The sequence below is a fragment of the Kribbella jiaozuonensis genome (assembly GCF_005233875.1).
GTDB lineage: Bacteria > Actinomycetota > Actinomycetes > Propionibacteriales > Kribbellaceae > Kribbella > Kribbella jiaozuonensis.
The window spans coordinates 398,348-418,795 of record NZ_SZPZ01000002.1 but is presented as its reverse complement, the minus strand read 5'-3'; the positions used below and the strand labels follow the sequence as shown (position 1 = coordinate 418,795).

At 68.7% G+C, this 20,448-nt stretch carries 18 protein-coding genes; 6 read left to right on the top strand and 12 right to left on the bottom strand.

Annotation, left to right across the window (positions count from 1 at the left end; all coding sequences use genetic code 11):
- Nucleotides 1–64: 64 nt before the first annotated feature.
- Entirely contained in the window at nucleotides 65–421 is a 357-nt protein-coding gene (locus FDA38_RS13570; protein ID WP_130446795.1) for a HesB/IscA family protein, read from the bottom strand.
- Nucleotides 422–569: 148 nt separating this feature from the next.
- The gene (locus tag FDA38_RS13565) at nucleotides 570–1,664 is read right to left on the bottom strand and encodes a glycerate kinase family protein (RefSeq protein WP_137254394.1); all 1,095 of its coding nucleotides are present in this window, start codon (nucleotides 1,662–1,664) and stop codon (nucleotides 570–572) included.
- Nucleotides 1,665–1,728: 64 nt separating this feature from the next.
- Between FDA38_RS13565 and FDA38_RS13560 the strand changes: the two genes are divergently transcribed.
- Both FDA38_RS13560 and nadA read left to right on the top strand, forming a co-directional pair.
- Nucleotides 1,729–2,124 (top strand): VOC family protein, encoded by a 396-nt coding sequence (locus tag FDA38_RS13560; protein WP_137254393.1) that lies wholly within the window; start codon nucleotides 1,729–1,731, stop codon nucleotides 2,122–2,124.
- Nucleotides 2,125–2,310: 186 nt separating this feature from the next.
- A complete protein-coding gene (gene nadA / locus FDA38_RS13555; protein ID WP_137254392.1) occupies nucleotides 2,311–3,492 on the top strand; it encodes a quinolinate synthase NadA in 1,182 nt (393 codons plus the stop codon).
- On the opposite strand, the gene FDA38_RS13550 is transcribed toward nadA, so the two are convergent.
- From FDA38_RS13550 to FDA38_RS13525, 6 genes are all read right to left on the bottom strand, one after another.
- Nucleotides 3,489–4,352, bottom strand: coding sequence for an SCO6745 family protein (locus FDA38_RS13550; RefSeq protein ID WP_137254391.1), 864 nt, complete (start codon nucleotides 4,350–4,352; stop codon nucleotides 3,489–3,491). The two genes, nadA and FDA38_RS13550, sit on opposite strands and share 4 nt — an antisense overlap.
- 93 nt (nucleotides 4,353–4,445) lie before the next feature.
- On the bottom strand, nucleotides 4,446–5,633 hold the full coding sequence (locus FDA38_RS13545) for a glycosyltransferase (RefSeq protein ID WP_137254390.1): 1,188 nt from the start codon (nucleotides 5,631–5,633) through the stop codon (nucleotides 4,446–4,448).
- Nucleotides 5,633–6,049 carry an adenylyltransferase/cytidyltransferase family protein gene (locus FDA38_RS13540; RefSeq protein WP_137254389.1) on the bottom strand — a complete coding sequence of 139 codons (417 nt, stop codon included), beginning with the start codon at nucleotides 6,047–6,049 and terminating at the stop codon, nucleotides 5,633–5,635. Before FDA38_RS13540 ends, FDA38_RS13545 begins: the two co-directional genes overlap by 1 nt.
- Nucleotides 6,049–6,774: a CDP-alcohol phosphatidyltransferase family protein gene (locus FDA38_RS13535; protein WP_137254388.1), complete on the bottom strand. Its 726-nt coding sequence runs from the start codon at nucleotides 6,772–6,774 to the stop codon at nucleotides 6,049–6,051. The genes FDA38_RS13540 and FDA38_RS13535 overlap by 1 nt, the downstream gene beginning before the upstream one ends.
- Entirely contained in the window at nucleotides 6,771–7,205 is a 435-nt protein-coding gene (locus FDA38_RS13530; RefSeq protein ID WP_233714695.1) for an adenylyltransferase/cytidyltransferase family protein, read from the bottom strand. The genes FDA38_RS13535 and FDA38_RS13530 overlap by 4 nt, the downstream gene beginning before the upstream one ends.
- A gap of 79 nt (nucleotides 7,206–7,284) precedes the next feature.
- Nucleotides 7,285–8,496, bottom strand: coding sequence for a glycosyltransferase family 4 protein (locus FDA38_RS13525; RefSeq protein ID WP_233714797.1), 1,212 nt, complete (start codon nucleotides 8,494–8,496; stop codon nucleotides 7,285–7,287).
- A gap of 142 nt (nucleotides 8,497–8,638) precedes the next feature.
- On the opposite strand from FDA38_RS13525, the gene FDA38_RS13520 reads away from it, so the two are divergent.
- Nucleotides 8,639–10,285, top strand: a complete 1,647-nt coding sequence (locus FDA38_RS13520) for a right-handed parallel beta-helix repeat-containing protein (RefSeq protein WP_137254385.1) — start codon at nucleotides 8,639–8,641, stop codon at nucleotides 10,283–10,285.
- Nucleotides 10,286–10,416: 131 nt separating this feature from the next.
- Complete coding sequence (locus FDA38_RS13515) at nucleotides 10,417–11,967, top strand: right-handed parallel beta-helix repeat-containing protein (RefSeq protein ID WP_137254384.1); 1,551 nt, start codon at nucleotides 10,417–10,419, stop codon at nucleotides 11,965–11,967.
- Here FDA38_RS13515 and FDA38_RS13510 read toward each other — a convergent pair.
- Nucleotides 11,942–13,324, bottom strand: a complete 1,383-nt coding sequence (locus FDA38_RS13510) for a mannitol dehydrogenase family protein (RefSeq protein WP_137254383.1) — start codon at nucleotides 13,322–13,324, stop codon at nucleotides 11,942–11,944. The genes FDA38_RS13515 and FDA38_RS13510 overlap by 26 nt on opposite strands.
- Nucleotides 13,321–14,352: a LacI family DNA-binding transcriptional regulator gene (locus tag FDA38_RS13505; protein WP_233714694.1), complete on the bottom strand. Its 1,032-nt coding sequence runs from the start codon at nucleotides 14,350–14,352 to the stop codon at nucleotides 13,321–13,323. Before FDA38_RS13505 ends, FDA38_RS13510 begins: the two co-directional genes overlap by 4 nt.
- A 132-nt stretch (nucleotides 14,353–14,484) precedes the next feature.
- On the opposite strand from FDA38_RS13505, the gene uxaC reads away from it, so the two are divergent.
- Both uxaC and FDA38_RS13495 read left to right on the top strand, forming a co-directional pair.
- Entirely contained in the window at nucleotides 14,485–15,888 is a 1,404-nt protein-coding gene (uxaC, locus tag FDA38_RS13500; protein ID WP_137254381.1) for a glucuronate isomerase, read from the top strand.
- A gap of 52 nt (nucleotides 15,889–15,940) precedes the next feature.
- Nucleotides 15,941–17,461 carry a right-handed parallel beta-helix repeat-containing protein gene (locus tag FDA38_RS13495; protein ID WP_137254380.1) on the top strand — a complete coding sequence of 507 codons (1,521 nt, stop codon included), beginning with the start codon at nucleotides 15,941–15,943 and terminating at the stop codon, nucleotides 17,459–17,461.
- Here the strand turns inward: FDA38_RS13495 and FDA38_RS13490 are convergent.
- Both FDA38_RS13490 and FDA38_RS13485 read right to left on the bottom strand, forming a co-directional pair.
- Nucleotides 17,447–18,739: an O-antigen ligase family protein gene (locus FDA38_RS13490; protein ID WP_137254379.1), complete on the bottom strand. Its 1,293-nt coding sequence runs from the start codon at nucleotides 18,737–18,739 to the stop codon at nucleotides 17,447–17,449. The genes FDA38_RS13495 and FDA38_RS13490 overlap by 15 nt on opposite strands.
- Nucleotides 18,739–20,361: a Wzz/FepE/Etk N-terminal domain-containing protein gene (locus FDA38_RS13485; protein ID WP_137254378.1), complete on the bottom strand. Its 1,623-nt coding sequence runs from the start codon at nucleotides 20,359–20,361 to the stop codon at nucleotides 18,739–18,741. The genes FDA38_RS13490 and FDA38_RS13485 overlap by 1 nt, the downstream gene beginning before the upstream one ends.
- Between the last annotated feature and the right edge of the window lie 87 nt (nucleotides 20,362–20,448).

The following is a 20,448-nucleotide window of genomic DNA, read 5'->3' as shown; positions in this document are numbered from 1 at the left end:
ACCGGAGTCCGGACATGCCGAAGCCCCTGGTCACCGCGAAGGTGCCAGGGGCTTCAGAGGTAGATCAGTTGAACGAGTCGCCGCAGGCGCAGGAGCCGGTCGCGTTCGGGTTGTCGATCGTGAAGCCCTGCTTCTCGATCGTGTCCACGAAGTCGATCGACGCACCCTTGAGGTACGGCGCGCTCATCCGGTCGGTGACAACGCTCACACCACCGAAGTCGGCCACCACGTCACCGTCGAGCTGACGCTCGTCGAAGAACAGCTGGTACCGCAGCCCGGAGCAACCGCCCGGCTGCACGGCGACCCGCAGCGCGAGGTCGTCGCGGCCTTCCTGGTCGAGCAGCGCCTTCACCTTGGCGGCGGCCCCGTCGGTGAGGAGAACACCAGTGGCGACGGCCTGCTCGGTCTGCGCTTCAGTCATCCCTGACTCCAGTCATCTGCTCAAGTGCCGACCTACAGCTCGCCAGCACGGAAGTCTCTTGTCAACACGCACCAACATCAGCTGGTCCGCGCTCATTCCCATGGTCGCACACCAATTTCACGGATCAACTACCACGGTCGATCAGTGGTCAGCGCGCCCAGGTGCGGGCGACACGCTCCGCGACCGTCGCGAGCGAGCCGTGCGGGTCCGCGAACGCCTGCTCCTCGCCGACCACGTCGACCAGCGCGTACGCCGACTCCACCCCCATCGTGCGCATCTCCCGCGCCCCGATCAACACCTTGCCGGCAAGTACGACGCACGGCCGCATCGCGTCGTTCGCCACCTTCGCGACGCCGGCGATCACCTTCCCGTCCCGCGACTGGAAGTCGAACGCTCCCTCACCGCTCAGGACGAGGTCCACCTGCGCGGCCTTCTGCTTCAGCCCGGTGAGCTCGGCCACGAGGTCGATGCCCGAGACGCGCTCGGCGCCGAGGAGCAGGAGGGCGTACCCGAGCCCGCCTGCGGCGCCAGCGCCCTTCTGGTCAGCTGTCTTGCGATCCGCCAGTTCGGCGAAGTGAGTCAGGAATCCATCGACGGCAGGCTTCCGGTCGTCGCCGATCCCCTTCTGCGCCCCGAAGATGTTGGTCGCGCCCCGGAGCCCGAGCATCGGGTTCTCCACGTCACTGGCGGCGACAAACTCGACCCCCGCCACCCGATCGCGCGCAGGCTGGAAATCCACCGCCGTCAGCTGCGCGAGCCCTGCGGCGCCGTTGTCCAGGTGACCTGATTCACCCGTGGCTCCGAGTGCGGCGAGCATGCCGGCGCCGGCGTCGTTCGTGCCGGAGCCGCCGAGGCCGAGGATGATCCGCTTGGCCCCGGCGTCCACCGCGGCGGCGATCAGCTGCCCCACGCCGTACGTCGTCGCCTCCTCGGGCCGCCGCTCCTTCGGCTCCACGAGATGCAACCCGCACGCCTGCGCGGTCTCGACGTACGCCGTCTCGCCTGCCATCAGCACCGTCGCCGGGGTCTCCTCACCCAGCGGGCCACGGACCGTGACCGAGAGCAACGTCCCGTCGACAACCGCGGACAGTACGTCGATGAAGCCCGGCCCACCGTCGGCCATCGGCGCGACCAGCACCTCGGCCCCCGGATCCCGCCGCCGCCACCCTTCCTCGATAGCCGCAGCCGCCTCCACAGCCGTCAACGTGCCCGCGAACTTGTCCGGCGCAATCAGGATCCGCATGCCGCCATCCTCTCCCACCCGCCGGCGTTGACGTCGCCGAGTGCCGCCAGTTGGATCGTTCACCATGAAGACAGTCCTGTTCGCACTCCGCGTGAGTGAACTCGAACGCTCGCTCGCCTTCTACACCACGGTCGGCTACGTGAACCTCGGCACGGTCCCGTTCGACGACGGCTCCAGCCTGGTCTGGCTCCGGCTGCCTGCCGAGAAGTCGGTATCCCTCGAACTCGTCCACCGCCCCGCCGACGGCCCGGTCGAGGTCGGCGGCTTCCAGCACTTCGCAATCGAGGTCGACTCCCTCACCGAAACCCTCGCCCGCCTCACCACAGCCGGCCTCGACCCCGCCGACCCCGAACTCCCCGGCGGCCCCGAAGGCCCGAAAACCTCCCGGCTACTCGACCCCGACGGCTACCGCCTCGAACTCGTCGAGTGGCCCCCGAGCGGCCCACCCACGTTCGAATGACCGCAACCTGGCCGACCACGCCTGCCGGGAAGGACTCCGGGATGCAAGACGTCGTCGTGGTCTACCCGGACGGTAACCGGTGCAGGTAGTCGGCGTGATCTTCACGCCGGGACGTGCTGATTTCATTGTTTGGGCGGTGAGATGCGCCACGCGGCATGAGTCGGCAGCCGTGGCACGATGTCTGGTGTGACGACGATCGTAGGCGGTTCTAAGGCTCTTCCGTTGTTGTTTCTGGGGCAGAACACCGACCCGCACTCGGAGCGCGGTGTCGAGTGCCCGGGGGCGCTTCCGCCGGCGTCGGATCCGGATCTGGTCGAGCGGGCGTTGAAGGCCAAGGCGGCGTTGGGTGACCAGGTGTTCGTGCTCGGGCACCACTACCAGCGCGACGAGGTGATCCAGTTCGCGGACGTCACCGGTGACTCGTTCAAGCTCGCGCGCGACGCGGCCAACCGGCCGGACGCGCCGTACATCGTGTTCTGCGGTGTGCACTTCATGGCCGAGTCCGCCGACATCCTCACCAACGACCAGCAGACCGTGATCCTGCCGGACCTGGCGGCCGGGTGCTCGATGGCCGACATGGCGCGCATCCAGCAGGTCGAGGCGGCGTGGGACGCGCTGGCCGACGCCGGCGTCGCGGACGCGACCGTCCCGGTCACCTACATGAACTCGTCCGCGGACATCAAGGCGTTCTGCGGTCGCAACGGCGGCGTCGTCTGTACGTCGAGCAACGCCGAGACCGCGCTCAACTGGGCGTTCGAGAAGGGCGAGAAGGTGCTCTTCCTGCCCGACCAGCACCTCGGCCGCAACACCGCCGTACTGCAGCTGGGCCTGAGCCTCGACGACTGCGTCGTGTACGACCCGCACAAGCCGGGCGGCGGGCTGACGCGGGAGCAGCTGGCCGCGGCGAAGATGATCCTGTGGCGCGGGCACTGCTCGGTGCACGGCCGGTTCACCGCCGAGTCCGTCGACGACGTCCGGTCGCGGGTCCCCGGCGTGAACGTGATCGTCCACCCGGAGTGCCGCCACGAGGTGGTCACGAAGGCCGATCTGGTCGGCTCGACGGAGTACATCATCCAGGCCCTGGAGACCGCGGAGCCCGGTACGTCGTGGGCCGTGGGGACCGAGCTCAACCTGGTGCAGCGGCTGGCGAAGCAGCACACCGACAAGAACATCGTGTTCCTCGACAAGACGGTCTGCTACTGCGCGACGATGAACCGGATCGACCTGCCGCACTTCGTCTGGGCCCTCGAGAACCTCGTCGCCGGCCACGTGGTCAACCCGATCAAGGTCGACGCCGACACCGAGAAGTACGCCAAGCTGGCCCTCGACCGCATGCTCGCCCTCCCCGGCAAGACCGAACGCGACTAGGACTTCGGAGCCACGAACTCGAAGTCGTAGCCGACGGCATCGAGCCGTGCGACCAGCGGCTCGAGGTCGGCGATCAGCTCGTCGATCTCGTGCGGCTCCAAGCAGTCGTACGCCGGAGCCGCGAGCGTGTCCGTGACCGCCTCGATCTGGTCCTTGAGCGCACGTCCCGCAGGCGTGAACTGATCCGCCGAGTCGACCAGCCCGCGGATCCGCAGACCGTCGACGACCGACTCCAGCTGCTCGTCCGTCAGCGGGTCCAGCCGGCCGTACGCGCGCGGCTTCATCCCGCTGTCGATCGCGGCAAACACGTGTGCCTCCTGCCCGTCGATGCCGGCGGCAACCAGTGCGATGTTGTGGCCGTCGCCGCGGTGTTCGCGCAGCAGGGTCGCCGCGTGCCACAGGCGGGTCACCGGCTCGTCCGGCACGGGCAGCGAGCGCAGTCCGGCGTACAGGATCCGTCCCTCGGTCGGTGCGTTCAGCGCCGCGCGGATGGCGAGGTCGGCGGCCCGGGCGAGCTCGGGCCTGTCGACCAGCTCGCCGAGGATGCGGCGCAGCGCGGTCACGCAGCCCTCCCGGTTGGCGGCGAGGGCGGCCTCGGGGGCGGTGATGTCCCAGACGGCCGGGATGCAGGCGGCGACCTCGCCGGGGACGAAGTTGTAGAAGAGCGCATCCACTACCTCGGCGGGCACCTGGCCGAGCGGCGCGGACCGCGAGGCGAAGTACCCCGGCCAGTAGCCCTCGAAGCCGAGCGCCTGGAGCGCGTACATCGGCTCGTCGGCCATGTACGCGACCAGGTGGAGCGGTTCGAGCAGCTGCTGCGTCAGGCGGCGAGCAACGGCTGCCTTGGTGATGTCAGACATCCTGACCTCCGGTGGTGGGCCGGCCCGTTGCCGGTCTCTCACCCTGGCTACGAACTCGCTCGACACCGTTCGACATCGCGCGAAGAAGTTTTTTCAGTACGACACGCGGGCCGGTGCGTACCACTCGGCGAGGATCTCCGGGAGCCGATCAGGACCCCAGCGATCGACCGGCGTGATCCGCCCGCGCAGCGACGCCAGCCCCTTGGCCAGCCCACCCACAACATCACCTTGCCACGGGACACTCACGCCCTCGTCCGGACCGACGATGACCGCCGGCCCGCCACGATCCACGCACACCACGGGACACCCTGACGCCAGCGCCTCGGTCACCGCCCAGCCTGCGGCCTCTCGCAAAGCCGGAGCGATGAGTGCATCGGCCCGGAACATCGCGGCCAGGACGTCCTCACGCGGGAGCGCGCCCATGAACTCGACCCGGTCGCGGACACCGAGCTGCCAGGCGAGCCCCTCGGCGCGTCCCCAGTCCGGACCGTCGCCGATGATGCGCAGCTCCCAGTTGGCCGCCTCCGCGCGGGCCAGCGCACTGACCGCGAGCAGCACGCCCTTCCACGGGATCAACCGGCCGACGAAGAGCGCGGTTTTGATGCCGGGGGCACCGAACGGCTCGTACGGACCGGAGGCGGTGAAGCGCCGGATCGCCACGTTCGGCTGGACCACGATCTGCTTGGCGTACGGCCGGAACGCCTCCGCCACGTCGTTGTTCTGGGCAACCATCAGGTCGGCGGTCTGGGCCATCCGCCGCCCGGTCAGCCGGCGGCGGAGCCCGGTGTACGCACGGCGTACCAGCTCTCCCACCACGCCGCGCGGACCGAGCCAGTGCGACATCGCGAGCGGGGCGGTGGTCGATCCGCCGACCGGGCCCCAGATCACCTTCGCCGACGACTCCTCCACCACGCCGGCGCCCATCCAGTCCACCGCGAAGGTCAAATGATGGATCACATCGAACGACTGCTCGGCATGCAGGCGTTGCGCCGTACGCCGGGCCAGGCCCTGCCACAACGGGTAGTACCAGTACACGTCCGACGGCCGTCGCCGCAGCCGCAGGATCCACCGCGGCATCTCCAGCGGTACGACGGTCAGCCCGGGCACCGGCCGGACCGCGAGCTCCGCGTCGATCTCGTGCAGGAACTTGCCGCGGGTCAGCAGCCAGACGTCGTGGTCCCGCGCCGCCGCCTTCGCCCACGCCCACCCCGCGCCCGGCTCGGACCCGCCCGTCGGCCGGCAGGCGTACGCGCTGAGCAGTACCTTCGGCCGGCCAGGCATCAGCTCATCCCCTCCAGAAGCCTGCGCAGATCGGTGCTCGAGGTGGAGGCGGTGTACGGGAAGTAGTGCACCTGTGCGCCGACCTCACCCAGCAGCCTCTCCAGTCTCGTCCCCTTTTCCGTTCCCTTCCAGTCGTCGCCTTTGAAGAGAACGTCGTACCGCAGTTGTTTCCACATCTCGAACTTGTCGCTCGACCAGTCGCTGATCACCTCGTCGACGAGGTCGAGCGCTCGAATGACGTCCATCCGCTCCTGGTGCGGAACGACCGGCGGACGGCCCTTGATCCGGGTCACCACGTCGTCCTCGACCACGCCGGCGATGAGGTGATCGCAGTGCTCGCGGGCGCGGCGCAGGATGTTCAGGTGCCCGATGTGGAACATGTCGTAGACACCGGGGGCGTACCCGACGATCGCCATCAGGCCTGCACCCCCAGGACCGCCATCTCCCGGTACCACTTCGCGACGGCGCCCGCGAGGAAGACCAGGTTCAGCACGAGCAGGGCGCCGTACAGCACGAGGAACAGCGACGGCGTACCGAAGGTGAGGAAGACCAGGCACAGCACGCCGTAGTCGGTCGGTGCGATGAGCAACGACTTGAGCACCGAATCGCCGCGCTGGTTGGGTTTCGCGGCCCCGCCGTGGCGGCGGCGCAGCTGGTCGATCAGGATCAGCCCGAAGAACAGCACCGACGACATGCACACGTAGGCGAGCGGGACGAGCAACACCAACTCGTTGTCAAAGGCATCGAATCGGTAGAACGAGATCAGTACGGCGCTGTGCAGCAGGACGATCTTGACGGCGTCGATCATGTGGTCGAGCCATTCACCCAGCGGCGACCCGCCGCCGCGCAACCGGGCCAGCTGCCCGTCCGCGGAATCCAGCCCGTAGCCGAGCACGAGCAGCAGGGTCACAACCAGCGCGAGCAGGAACGACGGCCGGACCGTTGCCACCAGCACGATTCCCACCAGCGAACAGAAACCCGAGGCCAGGCTCACCTGGTTCGGCGTACGCCGACCGAGGAACGCCGCCGCCGCGAACACCCGCCCGATCCGCCGATTCACGAACCGCGAGTACGCCGGCGTACCGGCAGACGGCTTCTGCGCCTGGGAAAGCTGCGCGACGGTCTCGCGCAATGAACTCATGCGACGCTGGGCCGCGATTGCCGCTGGTCGATCGCGGCGCGCAGGATCGGGCTGCGGGAGCCCCGGCCGGCCGGCAGGACGGTGATCAGCGCGGGCGGAATCCCGTCCAGCTCGTCAACGCCCAGCACGCCGTCGGTGCCAGTGGCAGCGAACACGGTCTGTACCCCCAGTACGCCGGTCAGCCACTCGGACCGCACGTCGTCCACGGCAACTACTTCGTCGACGCACCGCAGGTGCTCGATGATCTGCGCCCGCTCGAGCAGCGGCACGAACGGCCGCGCACCCCAGGCCTCCATCGCCCACTCGTCGGACAGGACCGCCACCACCAACCGGTCGCTGTGCCGGCGCGCCCGCTCGAGCACGTCGACATGCCCGACGTGGAACAGGTCGAAGACCCCGGCCACACACGCGACCCGCGGCACCCTGACCACGTTGCCCAAACTGCCATCCCCCAACACGAATTCCTGCGATCCCTCTGGCGCGACGCTGCCCCCTGCGTCCCGCGGAACTTTATACCTGTCCGGCACGGCGTGCCCAGGATCCCCGACGCGTCCGGCCGCTGTCGGCGTGCCGGGCGATCGCATCGGTGTAAATCCTCTCCGTGGCCACCAGATCACGCTCCGGAGTGAAGCGGCTCAGGTAAACCTGTCGGGCTCGTTCGCCGAAGGCTATCGAAGTCTCGGGATCAGCCACCAACCCGATCGCCTTTCGCAATCCCTCCGGATCGCCGGGCACGGTCAATGCACCGGTTTCTCCGTCGTCGACCAGCTCCGCGAGCGCCCCGAGCCGGGAAGCGACCACCGGAACGCCGTGCGCGAAAGCCTCGACAACCACGAGTCCGAAGCTCTCATACGAACGTGCCGGTACGACGGCGACGCGCGCGGACCGCAGCAGTTCCATGCACTCCGCCCACGGTCGTTGACCAAGCACCTGAACAGACAGGTCGTTCCGGGCCCGTTCCTCGGCCTCGGCCCGCAGCGGACCGTCGCCGACCACGATCAGCCGGCCGAGCGAGGAGTCCCACGCCTGCAGCAGATCCGCGAATCCCTTGTCCTCGCTCAGCCGCCCGAGGAACACCACGCCGTCCCCAGCCCCGCTCCGCACGTCACCGGAGTGCGGTACGGCGTGCGGCTTCACCTCGAACCGCTCCGGGTCGAAGCCGGCCGCGGCGTACCGATCGCGAACGAACCCGGACGGTACGACGAACGTGTCGACGTACCGCTGCCAGGTGTGGAACGTGTTGTGCACGCCGATGCTCGCCGCCAGCGGCAGCGTCTGCACGCGTGATTCGCGGTAGCAGCTGTGCCGGACCGCGGCCAACGGCAGCTTGCCGACGCAGGACTCGCACGGCGCTCCGTCGCGCTGCAGCACCGCGTTCGCACACAGCAGCCGGAAGTTGTGCAGCGTCGCGACCACCGGAAGGTCCAAGCGGTACGCCGCGCGCAGCACCGAGGCGCTGAACAACGGAAAAGTGTTGTGAACGTGCACCAGATCGGGCCGTTGCGCTTGCAATAGATGTGTTAAATCGCGTTCCGCCGAAAATGACCAAACGGAGCGAAACGGTAACAGCGCGCGATCTTTCCGGCTCAACGCCGCGATGTCGTCGCTGTTTCGGGCGTAGAGGTCGATCTCATGTCCTGAGTTACGCAATAAATCAACCGTTTGCGCGACAACGGTGTTCTCGCCACTGGGTTGACCGGTCCGGTAACGGTTGTGCAACATGGCGACCCGCATGGCACTACCTTAAGTCCCGCCCTCGTCACGCAGACGGCTGCACCTGGTTTCCCGCTCCCAGGAGAGTGCATTGAAGAAGTTGTGGTTCGCAGCGCTTATCGCTGCGGCGCTGGCAGTCGTTACGGTCGCAATGCCCGTGATCGCGAACGAGAACAAGGCGACCACTGCCGCCAGGTCCGTGACCGCCGAGCAGGCCGCGTCCCGGGCGCTTCCGTCGCACCGGCCCGGAAAGACCACCACGACTCCCGGCAAGCCACAGCCGAAGGCCACTCGGACGACGACTGCACCCTCGAAGAAGCCGGGCGCGTCGAGCACCCCCACCAAGAAGCCGACGACCACCCCGTCGAAGCCGGTCGAGCCGAAGCTCCCCACGACCCCCAACGTGGACTCGGACGAGGCCGGCCCGGCGGTTGCGGGTCCGTGCACCGGCACCGTGATCGAGCCCGGCCAGGACGCACAGTCGATCGTCAACTCCAAGCCCGCCGGTACGACGTTCTGCTTCGCGGCCGGGCTGCACCGGATCAGCGACACCATCCGCCCCAAGGCGAACCAGGTGCTCGCGAGCTCGAAGCGCGCCGTCCTCACCGGGTCGATCCCGCTGACCGGCTGGGCGAAATCCGGCTCCGCCTGGGTCGTGCGCGGCGCGCTGCCGCCGGCGTACGGCAAGAGCGGTGAATGCGAGGACAACTCGGCCAACATCTGCTACCTCCGGGAGCAGCTGTTCCTCGACGACGTGCACCTGACCCGGGTCGCGAGCGTCTCGGCGGTCAAGGCAGGCACGTTCTACGCCGACTACGCGGCGGACGCGATCTACCTCGGCAGCAACCCGGTCGGCCACGCGGTGGAGATGTCCAAGACGGCGACCGCGATCGAGTCCGGCGCGACCGGGGTCGTCGTACGCGGCCTGACCATCGAGCACTTCGCCAGCGCCCCGCAGGCCGGAGCGCTCGTCTCCGGCCCGGGCTGGAAGGTCTTCGCGAACGACGTCCGCTGGAACCATGCGGTCGGCGTGATGCTGGTCAAGGCCAACAGCACCAAGGTCGACAAGAACCTGATCCACAACAACGGCCAGCTCGGCCTCGGCCAGTACAGCTCGGCCGACGCGGCCGTCACCGGCAACATCATCAGCTCGAACAACACCGACGGCTTCTGGATCGCGGACTGGGAGTCCGGCGGCATCAAGTCGACCCGGTCGTCCGGCACCGTCAGCGGCAACGTGATCAAGTCCAACAAGGGCATCGGGATGTGGGCCGACGTCGCGGACGACGGCCGGGTGATCAGCGGCAACCAGATCGTCGGCAACGCCGCGGACGGTATCCGCTTCGAGATCAGCCGCAACGGCACCATCTCGGGCAACACGATCACCGGCAACGGCTTCGGCACCGGGCGCGGCTCGGGTACGTCGCTGTGGGACGGCGGCGGGATCAACATCAACACCTCGTCCGGCATCACGGTCAAGGGCAACAAGGTCTCGGGCAACGTCAACGGCATCACGATCCAGTCCCGGACCCGGGGCAGCGGCCCGTGGGGCACGTACCTGCTCCGCGACGTCCAGATCACCGGGAACACGATCGAGATGACCGCCGGCACGCAGGCGACCGGCATGGTGCAGAACGCCGGGGCCGCCGTACCGGCCGGTGGAGTCGTGTTCAGCGGCAACAAGTACGTGCTGGACGACCTCGGCACGCAGCGGTTCTCCCGGTTCGGCACGAAGCTGACCGCGGCCGGCTGGCAGTCGGCCGGGCTCGATGCCATCGGCACCTTCCTCGCGAACTGATCGCTTGCTCACCGCAACATGTTTGTGCGCTACGTATTGCCATGACTACGTGATGTAGGGGTAATCTGCAAAGCGAAGCCGCGCCATGGGGGGTGCGCTCAGGGCTCACCTGTGCCACCGGAGGCTCCGCTATGAAGAGAGCAGTTCTGGCAGTCGTTGCAATCGGCACCTGTCTGGTTGCCCCTGGCCCCTTGCCCGCCCACGGCGTGGAAGAGGCCGCCACCCCGCCCGCTGACGGCACGTTCCGGAGCGGTCCAGCACTCGCACCAACCTGCAACGGCGTCACGATCAGGACCACCGACGACGCCGCCCAGGTCGTCGACGAGTGGCCGGCCGGTACGACGTTCTGCTTCGCGGCCGGCCTGCACCGGATCGCGGAAACGATCCACCCCAAGGCCAATCAGGTGCTCGCGAGCGACGACGGCGCTGTACTCACCGGGTCCGTGCGCCTGACGAAGTGGACGCCTTCGAACGCCGCCTGGGTGACCACGGGCGTGCTGCCGCCGGCGTACCCGCAGACCGGGCAGTGCGAGGACAACAAGACCAACATCTGCTACCTCCGCGAGCAGGTGTTCTACGACGGCAAACACCTGACCCGCGTGGCCTCTCGCGACAAGGTTGCCCGCGGCACCTTCTACGCCGACTACGTCGCGAACGCGATCTACCTCGGCGACGTCCCGGCCGGCCACGCGGTCGAGATGTCGAGCACGCCGACGGCGATCGAGCCCGGCGGGAACAACGTCACCGTGCGCGGGCTGACCGTCGAGCACTTCGCCACTCCCCCGCAGGGCGGTGCGGTCGTGCTCGGCCTCGGCTGGCACGTGTACGCGAACGAGCTCCGCTGGAACCACGCGATCGGCGCCATGCTCCAGAACGCGGACAACGCCGTACTCGAGAAGAACTGGGTCCACGACAACGGGCAGCTCGGCGTCGGCCAGTACAGCACGCTGAAGGGCACGATCGCGGCCAACGACATCAGCGGCAACAACACCGACGGCTTCTGGATCGCGGACTGGGAGTCCGGCGGCGTGAAGACGACCTGGTCGAGCGGCGGTTCGGTGACCGGGAACCTGATCCAGGACAACCGCGGCATCGGGCTGTGGAGCGACGCGTACGACGACAGCCGCACGTTCAGCAACAACCAGATCATCGACAACGCGGCCGACGGGATCCGCTACGAGATCGGCCGCAACGGCGTGATCGTCGGCAACTCGATCAGCGGCAACGGCTTCGGCACCGGCCGTGGCTCGGGTACGTCGTTGTGGGACGGCGGCGGGATCAACGTCAACACGTCGTCGAACGTCCAGGTGCGGGACAACGTGGTCGCGAACAACGTGAACGGGATCTCGATCCAGTCCCGCACCCGCGGCTCCGGCCCGTGGGGCACCAACGTGCTCCGCGACATCGTTGTCTCCGGCAACCAGGTGACGATGCGCGGCGGGACCACGGCGACCGGCATGGTGCAGAACTCCGGCGCCGCGATCCCGGCCGGCGAGGTGACCCTGGACGACAACACCTACATCCTGGACAGCCTCGCCGCCGAGCGGTTCCAGAAGACCGGGCAGTGGTACACCGCGAGGGAGTGGCGCGCGACCGGTCAGGACACGACGAGCGCGTTCACGATCGGCAAGGCGATCCTCGATGCGACCGGCGTACTCACGATCCTGCCAGCAGTGAGCTGACGTGCTCGACGAGCAGCTCGCGGAACACCGTTGAGTCGCGCAGGTCGGGAGTGAAGATCGAGTCGACGGCGAGCAGCGCGTCGACGAGCTTGGCCGGCTCGGAGACGCCCGCGACTGCCGCCTTGAGTTTGTCGGCCTGTGGGTCGTCGAGGTCCGGGGTCCGCAGTACGTAGACCATCCAGGCGGCGACGGCGAGCGAGATCGTGCGCGGCTCGGCGCCTGCCGCCAGACGGTCGCGGACGGTGCCGAGCATGCGGACCGGGAGCTTGACCGAGCCGTCCATCGCGACCTGCCGGGTCCGGTGCTTGAGCGCCGGGTTCGCGAACCGCTCCAGCACGCTCGCGCCGTACGCGGCGAGGTCGAGACCGTCCGGCGGAGTCAACGTCGGGACGACGTCGTCGGTCATCAGCGCCTGCGACAAGCGGGACAGCTCGTCGTCGCGGACGGCTTCGGCGATCGTCTCGTAGCCGCGGAGTGCACCGAGGTAGGCGAGCATCGAGTGGGTGGCGTTGAGCATGCGCAGCTTGGCCTGCTCCCAGGGCGCGACGTCCGCGGTGAGGACGGCGCCACCGCGCTCCCAGGCCGGTCGGTCGCCGGCGAAGTCGTTCTCGATCACCCATTGCAGGAAGGGTTCTGCGACCACGACAGCCTCGTCGCGTACGCCGAGCAGCCGGGCCGCTTCAGCGCGGTCGTCCTCGGTCGTGGCGGGCACGATCCGATCTACCATGCTGGCCGGGAACCGGGTCGCCTCGAATGTCTCCGGGACCTTGCCCAGGGCATCGAAGTAGTCGGTCACGAGCTTGCGCAGGAACGGGCCGTTGGCAACCAGATTGTCGCAGGACACGATCGTCAGCGGCTCGTCGCGGCGCGCGATCCCGGCGGCGAGCTGGCCGACGACCGTGCGCGGCGGGCGGCCAGTGAGGTCGGCCTGGATCTCGGGGTCGTCCAGGTTGAGTCCGGTGCCGGTCGCACGGTAGCCCTTCTCGGTGACGGTCAACGTGACTACCGTGACCGCCGGGTCGGCGATCCGCGCGACAACCGCGTCCGGGTCCTCGGGGGCGGTGAGTACGTCGCGGATGCTGCCGATGACCTGGACCGTTGGATCGCCGAGCCCGCGCTCGAGAACGGAGTACAAACCGTCCTGTGGGGCGAGCTGGTCGCGGACTGTGGCTGAGCGCTGGCTGACGCCGGCGATGCCCCAGCGGGTCTCGCCGGTGGCGACCATGGCTTGCTCGGTGACGACGGCCTGGTGGGCGCGGTGGAAGGCGCCGAGGCCGAGGTGGACGATGCCGACCGACAATGCGCGCGGGTCTACGGCGGGGGTGACGGGAAGGTTGGTGAGACTCAGCCTGGTCAAGCCGGAGCACCTTTCTGGTTGTGTGGTGCGGGTCCGGTGCTGTCCCGGACGATCAGTTCGCCGTGCAGTTCTCCGTGCAGTTCTCCGTGGGTGCCGGCCGGGCTCTCCGGGTCGTCGAGCATGGCCAGCAGCAGTTCGACGGCGATGCGGCCGGCCTCCTGTTTGGGCAGGCGGACCGTGGTGAGTGCGGGGCGGGCCATTGATGACATCGCGATGTCGTCGACGCCGACCACGCTCAGGTCGGCGGGGACCGAGAGGCCGCGGGCATGTAGTCGAGCCAGTAGGCCGATCGCGACGAGGTCGTTGTAGGCGACGACGGCGGTGGCGCCGGTGGCGATGACCTGGTCGGCGGCTGCCATGCCGCCTTCGTACGTCGGGGCGAAGTTGCCTACCGGGGCGAGCTTCGCGTGCAGTTCCTCGACCGCGTTGCGGAGGCCGAGTCCGCGGTGCTTGGTGGACCAGGAGGTGGACGGTCCGCCGACCCAGGCGATCCGGTGGTGGCCGAGGGCAACAAGATGGGCGACGGCCTGGCGCATGCCGCCTTCGTTGTCGTAGGTGACGCCTGGGATGCCTGCGGCGGCTCGGTTGACGAGCACGACGGTGGTGTCCTGGGCGATCGCGGTCAGCTCTTCGTCGCTTGCTCGCGGCGAGCACAGCACGACGCCATCGACCTGCTTCGCCAGCGCCCGCACCAGCCCGGCCTCGGCTGCCGGGTCCTCGTCGGTGTCGGCGACGAACACGGCGACGTCGTGCCGGCGGGCGCGCTCCTGCACGCCCTTGGTCACACTCGCAAAGAACGGATTAGCCAGATCCGGCACCACCAGCCCGATGGTCCCCGTCCGCCCGGTAATCAACCCCCGAGCCGCCCGATTCGGCTCGTACCCCAGCTGCTCAACCGCAGCCGCCACCCGAGCCCGAGTAGCCCCATTAACCATCCCGGGAAGCGAAAGCGCCCGCGACACAGTAGACGCCGACACCCCGGCCAGCCGCGCCACATCCCGGATAGTCGCTGCCACGCCACCCTCCATTCCCGTCGGGTTGAGTTTGCAATCGGTTGCAGATCGTGTCAAGCGATCGGCCATCGGACAGCGTCTTGTGCTTGTAGAAAGCTACTGCAATCCTTTGCAGTACACGTTTCAGTCCATCGCATCGGAGGATCTATGTCGAAGGCTCTGCAGCCTCATCCGGATCGTGCTTTTCCGGCCGGGGAGGCGCGTGATGTTGCCCGGCGGATTCATGCTTCGACGAAGGATCTGCCGTTGCTCTGTCTGCACGGGCACGTCGACATCGGGCTGTTCGCCACCGACGCGCCGTTCGGCGACCCCGCCGAGCTGCTGGTGGTCCCGGACCACTACGTGACCCGCATGCTGGTCTCCCAGGGCGTCTCCCCCGACAAGCTCGGACTCCCCCGCCGCGACGGCAAGCAGACCGCCGAACCACGCGAGATCTGGCGCGAGTTCTGCGCGAACTGGCACCTGTTCCTCGGCACCCCGAGCCGCTACTGGCTCGAGCACGAGTTCGCCGAGGTCCTCGGCATCACCGAGCACCCGTCGGCCGAGAACGCCGACGAACTCTACGACCAGATCACCGCCCGCCTCGCCGAACCCGAGTTCCGCCCACGCGCGCTGCTCGACCGGTTCAACATCGAGCTGATCTCAACCACCGACGCAGCCACCGACGACCTCGCCCAGCACGCGCAACTCGCCAAGGATCTCCCCGGCCGAGTCGTCCCGACCTTCCGCCCCGACGCCATCGCCCACCCCGACCGCGCCGGCTGGCCCGACCTGATCGCCCAGCTCGGCAGGCTGGCCGACGTCGACACCACGACGTACGACGGATTCCTGGAAGCGATCCGCCAACGCCGGCAGGCGTTCGTTGCCGCCGGTGCACGCGCGACAGACCACGGCCACCTGAGCGCCGCCGCCATCCCGCTGTCGGACGCCGAAGCCGCCCGGATCTACGCGGGCGCGCTGAAGGGCGACGTCACCGCCGAGGACGCAGCCGCCTTCGCAGGACACATGCTCTACCAATCCGCCGTCATGTCCGCCGAAGACGGCCTGGTCATGCAGCTGCACCCCGGCGTCCTCCGCGATCACGATCCGGCGATCTTCGCGACGTACGGCCCGGACCAGGGCCACGACATCCCCGTGACGACCGAGTTCACCCGATCCCTCCGTCCGCTGCTCGAGCGCTTCGGCCACGCAGACGGCTTCCGGATCGTGCTGTTCACCGTCGACGAGACCGTGTACTCCCGCGAGCTCGCCCCGCTCGCCGGCGTCTACCCGGCCGTACGCCTCGGCGCGCCGTGGTGGTTCCTCGACAGCCCGGACGGTATGCGGCGTTTCCGTGAGCTCGTCACCGAGACGGCCGGCTTCTACAACATGTCCGGCTTCGTCGACGACACCCGCGCGTACCTGTCGATCCCGGCCCGCCACGACCTGGCCCGTCGGATCGACGCCGGCTACCTCGCCAACCTCGTCGTACAGCACCGCCTCGACGAGGACGACGCGTTCACCGTCGCGAAGGCACTCGCCTACGACCTGGCGAAGGACACGTACCTCTAGAACAGGTAGTCTCACGCAGATCTGTTCGCCGGGGGCGGGTGAAGGGACCTGGATGAGGCATGGGGTGTGCGCGGCCGCTGGTGTCGCGCTACTGCTGGTGTCGGGCTGCTCGGACACCGGAGGCTCGACCGAGCCTCCGAAGCCGACTGCCACCACCACAGTCACCGTCCCCACCGCTCCCCCGACCGCAGCGGCCGCCGTACTCGGACCAACCGGCCCGAGTACGGCGAAACCCTGCAAGGGCACTGACATCCCGGTCGGCACCGACCCACAGCCGATCATCGACGCCGCACCCGAAGGCACCACCTTCTGCTTCGCCAAGGGCGTCCACCGCCTCACCCGCCCGATCCAGCCACGCGCCAACGACACGCTGGCCGGCAACACCGGCGCAGTACTCAGCGGCTCCGTCCGGCTCACCGGCTGGAAGCAAGAAGGCAGTAGCTGGACGGTCCAAGGCGCACTGCCTGCGGCGTACCCGCTCAAGGGCCAGTGTGAGGACAACAAGACCAAGCCCTGCCAGGTCGGCGAGCAGGTCTTCCAGGACGGCAACCACCTGACCCGCGTCATGAGCCCGAGCCAGCTCAAGCCAGGCACGTTCTTCGGCGACTACAAAGCCAACACCCTTTATCTGGGCGACGACCCCACAGGCCACGTCATCGAGATGGCGAAGACGCAGACCGCGATCGACAAGTCCGCGGACAACGTCACCGTGACCGGTCTGACGATCCAGCAGTTCGCCAGTCGCCCGCAGGCCGGCGCGCTGCAGGCCGGAGCCGGCTGGAAGGTGACCGCGAACGAGGTCCGCTGGAACCACGCCGTCGGCATCATGGTCATCGAGGGCGACAACACCGTGGTCAGCCGCAACACCGTCGCCGACAACGGGCAGCTCGGCATCGGTCAGTACAAGTCGGCCGGCGTGAAGATCACCGCGAACCTGGTCACCCGCAACAACACCGACGGCTTCTGGATCGCGGACTGGGAGTCCGGCGGGATCAAGTCGACCCGGTCGTCCGGCGAGGTCAGCGGCAACGACATCATCGCGAACCGCGGCATCGGTATGTGGAGCGACATCGCGGAGTACGACCGCCGGATCACCGGGAACCGGATCCGGGACAACGCGGCGGACGGCATCCGGTACGAGATCAGCTACGCGGCCGTCATCGACCAGAACGTCGTCGAGCACAACGGGTTCGGCACCGGACGCGGTTCGGGCGGGACGCTCTGGGACGGCGGCGGCATCAACGTCAACACGTCCGCCGACGTGCAGGTCCGCGGCAACCTGATCAAGGACAACCGCAACGCCCTCTCGATCCAGTCGCGCACACGGGGCGACGGTCCACGCGGCACCTACGTCCTGCGCAACGTCCTCGTCGAGGGCAACCTGGTCGTCATGAGCGACAAGCAGTCGTCGCTCGGCGTCGTGGAGAACAAGCGCTCCCCAACGCAGCCAGGCGCGATCACGTTCCGCCGCAACAGCTACCAGGGCGCCGACCACTTCGCGTACCGCGGCAAGACCATGAGCTGGTCCGAATGGCAGCAGTCAGGCTTCGACCAAGACTCAGTGAGTAGCTAGAACGCGTCTTCGATGTCGGATGCGGTCGGCGTCGCAGATCGCGGCGGCGACCAGTAGGTGCACGGTCATCGACGACAGGTCGGACAGGCCGCTCTCGTTGAGCGAGGCCGCGGTGACGTAGGCCAGCAGAAGCGCCCCGCACGCCCGGATGTACGGCGTGGGCGCGCGGAGCACCGAGATCCACGCGAGGATCAGCGCTACCGCGACGATCGCGACCGCCAGCAGACCGGTCTCCCAGTAGAGGCCCAGCCAGCTGTTGTCGATCGCCATCACGTCGACGTCGCCCTCGCCACGGGTCAGCAGGACCCGTTTGTTGCCGAGGCCGTGGCCGATGATCGCGGTCTGCGTCGACACCTTCTCGTCCACGACCGCCTGCCAACTCGTCGTACGGCCGCTCAACGAGGTGATCTGCCGCGTGCCCTGACCGCGCAGCAGCCAGGTGTGCAGCGACCCGATGGTCAGGAACGCGAGCCCGAGCAACCCCGGCACCACCAGGCACGCGATCCGGCCGAGCCAGGTCTTCCGGGTGATGATCAGCGCCACCACCAGCCCGAAGGCGACCGCAGCCGCCGACGTCCGCGTGCGACTCGCCGCGATCAGGACACCGCCCAGCCCGATCAGCGCGACGGCCGGCACCACCGACAGCTTCCGGCAGACCAGCCCGATCAGCGCGAGCCCGAGCAGGATCGCCCCGACCTCACCGACGCGCGGCGGCAACATCGGGATGATGACACCCTGCAGCCGCGACCCCGTACCCAGCGAGCTCAGCGGCCGCCACGCCTGGCCCGGGTCGTAGACAAGGCTCAGTACGACGGTTGCCGCCAGCAACACATGTGCCCACAGATGCGCCCGCACCAACCGCTCCGGCACCTCGACCAGCGGCCGCCACAGCAAGAACACGAACAGCAGCCCGATCAGGAACCGGGCCAACCGCGTCAACGGCCCCATCGGCTCGGCCAGCAGGAACGCCGTCGCACACGCGAACAGCACGTACATCACGTACAGCCAGCTGGCCGGATTCACCCGGGTCCGGAACCCGGGCTTGGTCGCCGCGACCGCGACCAGGAAGACTGCCCCGAGCAGCAGACCCTTGGCGATGCTGTTCGTGGACCCGGTCGTGCCCTGCGGCGCCGCGACCCGCGATGACCACGGCTGTACGCCGAGGACGAACAGACACCACAGCATCAGCCAGAACCAGGCCGGCCGCTCGATCTCGCCCGCGACCGTCCCCGGCACCGCCGGGGCCAACCGATTGTCGCGAGAGTAGGTGCTCTGCATCAGCGCATCGGCGGAGCCGAGTCCAGCGGCTTGTAGTTCAGCGGGATCCCGAGCGTCTCGTCCTGGACCGCGGCGCCGATCAGTACGACGCCCAGGACCGGCGCGCCCGCGAACTGCAGCGCACCCGTCAACCGCGCGACGTCCATCTCCTTGTCGAGACCGACCTGGACCACCAGCACGGACGCGTCGACCGCGGCGGCCAGCGGCGTGATGCCGTGCCGTCCGACCGAGGCCGGGCCGTGGATGACGACGGAGTACCCCGGCGGGAGGTCGGCGACGATGCCCGGGACGAGCGACGGGCCGACCGCCTCGGCGGTCTCCTCGTGGTTCAGGCCGGGCGGCAGCACGTACAGGTCCGCGACCGTGCCCGGGCGGAACAGCTTCCGGGCCCGGATCGCGCGGGTGGCGGCCGGCTCGTTCACCAGGTCGGTGAGTCCTTCGTGACCGGTGAGGTGCGGCAACACCGGCGTACCTTCGATGTCCGCAAGGACCAGCAGGGTCTCGCGGCCGTCGCGAGCGTTCGCCTCGGCCATTGCGAGCGCGATGCCGGCCGAGTTCGGCGTCGGTGACGCCGAGACCACCAGCAGCGCACCCGGACCGCCGCCCGCGAACGCGCGCGGGCTCAGCTCCCGGCGCGCCAGCGCACCACTCGCCTCGGCCCCCAATGCAGTGATCTCGTACTGCGGAAGCTCCGGAGCCGACCGCTGCCAGAACCGGCGCCGATGCCCCTCGGACGCCGCGATCACCGGCGAACTCGTCGCCCGCGCCGCCTGGTCACGGGTCAGGATGTACGGCGTCAGGTGCGACCGCAGCAGCGCGAGACCGAAGCCGAGCACAAGCCCGAGGATGCCGCCGACGAGGATGTCGCGGGCAACCATCGGGGACGAGCTCGCGGTGTCGGTCGTTGCCGGTGTCACCAATTGGCTGCCGGCGCCGACCGTGGTGAGCGCCTTCAGCATCGCGGCCGCATCGTCAGCAGCCTGCCGCGCCTCGGTCGCGAGGCCGACCCGCTGGTCGCGCAGCGCCGCCGCGGTCTGGTTGTCGCCGCGGCCGACCGCCTCGTCGATCTGGCTGACCAGGCTGCGGGACTGCTGGGTGGCCGTCTTGGAGCGGGCCTGCGCCTGCTCGGCCAGATTGGTGAGCAGCGCCTTGGCTTCGGTATTGCGCTGCGCCAGGTAGATGCTCGCGATCGCATTCGCGCGATCGACCGCCTTCTGCGCGGTCGGCCCGTCGGTCGTGACCAGGTAGGCGTTGTCGGTGACCGCCTTCACCCGGGTCACCGAGGCCAGCTCCTGGATCGTCTTGTCGTCGGTCGGCATGCCGAGCTGCTTCACCACAGCCGCCAGCAGGGTCGGGCTGGCCATCACGCGGGCCTGCGTCTCGGCCGGGAGGTCCATCCCGAGCGGGCCGCTCTTGTCGGCGCCGTCGGACAGCTTCCCGACCAGGGCCGGCGGCACGGCCGGGCCGATCACCAGCTGGCTGGAGGCCGTCCAGCGGATCGTCTGGGACAGCGCGAACACGGACGCCCCGAGCAATCCGAGCACGATGCAGCCCATGATCAGCCACTTCTGCCGTAGCAGAGACTGAGCGGTTTCCCGCCAGACCACGGTGCCCGGTTCCATCGACTACCTCACACTCCGTTGATGCCAGCGCCTCAGGATATAGGCACCGGAATGTGATCACAGCATCTCCTCCGGTGCCCTACTCTC

Coding starts and splice junctions, on each gene's coding strand:
- FDA38_RS13570 (WP_130446795.1), bottom strand. CDS start 421: ATGACTGAAGCGCAGACCGAGCAGGCCGTCGCCACTGGTGTTCTCCTC.
- FDA38_RS13565 (WP_137254394.1), bottom strand. CDS start 1,664: ATGCGGATCCTGATTGCGCCGGACAAGTTCGCGGGCACGTTGACGGCT.
- FDA38_RS13560 (WP_137254393.1), top strand. CDS start 1,729: ATGAAGACAGTCCTGTTCGCACTCCGCGTGAGTGAACTCGAACGCTCG.
- FDA38_RS13550 (WP_137254391.1), bottom strand. CDS start 4,352: ATGTCTGACATCACCAAGGCAGCCGTTGCTCGCCGCCTGACGCAGCAG.
- FDA38_RS13545 (WP_137254390.1), bottom strand. CDS start 5,633: ATGCCTGGCCGGCCGAAGGTACTGCTCAGCGCGTACGCCTGCCGGCCG.
- FDA38_RS13540 (WP_137254389.1), bottom strand. CDS start 6,049: ATGGCGATCGTCGGGTACGCCCCCGGTGTCTACGACATGTTCCACATC.
- FDA38_RS13535 (WP_137254388.1), bottom strand. CDS start 6,774: ATGAGTTCATTGCGCGAGACCGTCGCGCAGCTTTCCCAGGCGCAGAAG.
- FDA38_RS13525 (WP_233714797.1), bottom strand. CDS start 8,496: ATGTTGCACAACCGTTACCGGACCGGTCAACCCAGTGGCGAGAACACC.
- FDA38_RS13520 (WP_137254385.1), top strand. CDS start 8,639: ATGCCCGTGATCGCGAACGAGAACAAGGCGACCACTGCCGCCAGGTCC.
- FDA38_RS13515 (WP_137254384.1), top strand. CDS start 10,417: ATGAAGAGAGCAGTTCTGGCAGTCGTTGCAATCGGCACCTGTCTGGTT.
- FDA38_RS13505 (WP_233714694.1), bottom strand. CDS start 14,352: ATGGAGGGTGGCGTGGCAGCGACTATCCGGGATGTGGCGCGGCTGGCC.
- uxaC (WP_137254381.1), top strand. CDS start 14,485: ATGTCGAAGGCTCTGCAGCCTCATCCGGATCGTGCTTTTCCGGCCGGG.
- FDA38_RS13495 (WP_137254380.1), top strand. CDS start 15,941: ATGAGGCATGGGGTGTGCGCGGCCGCTGGTGTCGCGCTACTGCTGGTG.
- FDA38_RS13490 (WP_137254379.1), bottom strand. CDS start 18,739: ATGCAGAGCACCTACTCTCGCGACAATCGGTTGGCCCCGGCGGTGCCG.
- FDA38_RS13485 (WP_137254378.1), bottom strand. CDS start 20,361: ATGGAACCGGGCACCGTGGTCTGGCGGGAAACCGCTCAGTCTCTGCTA.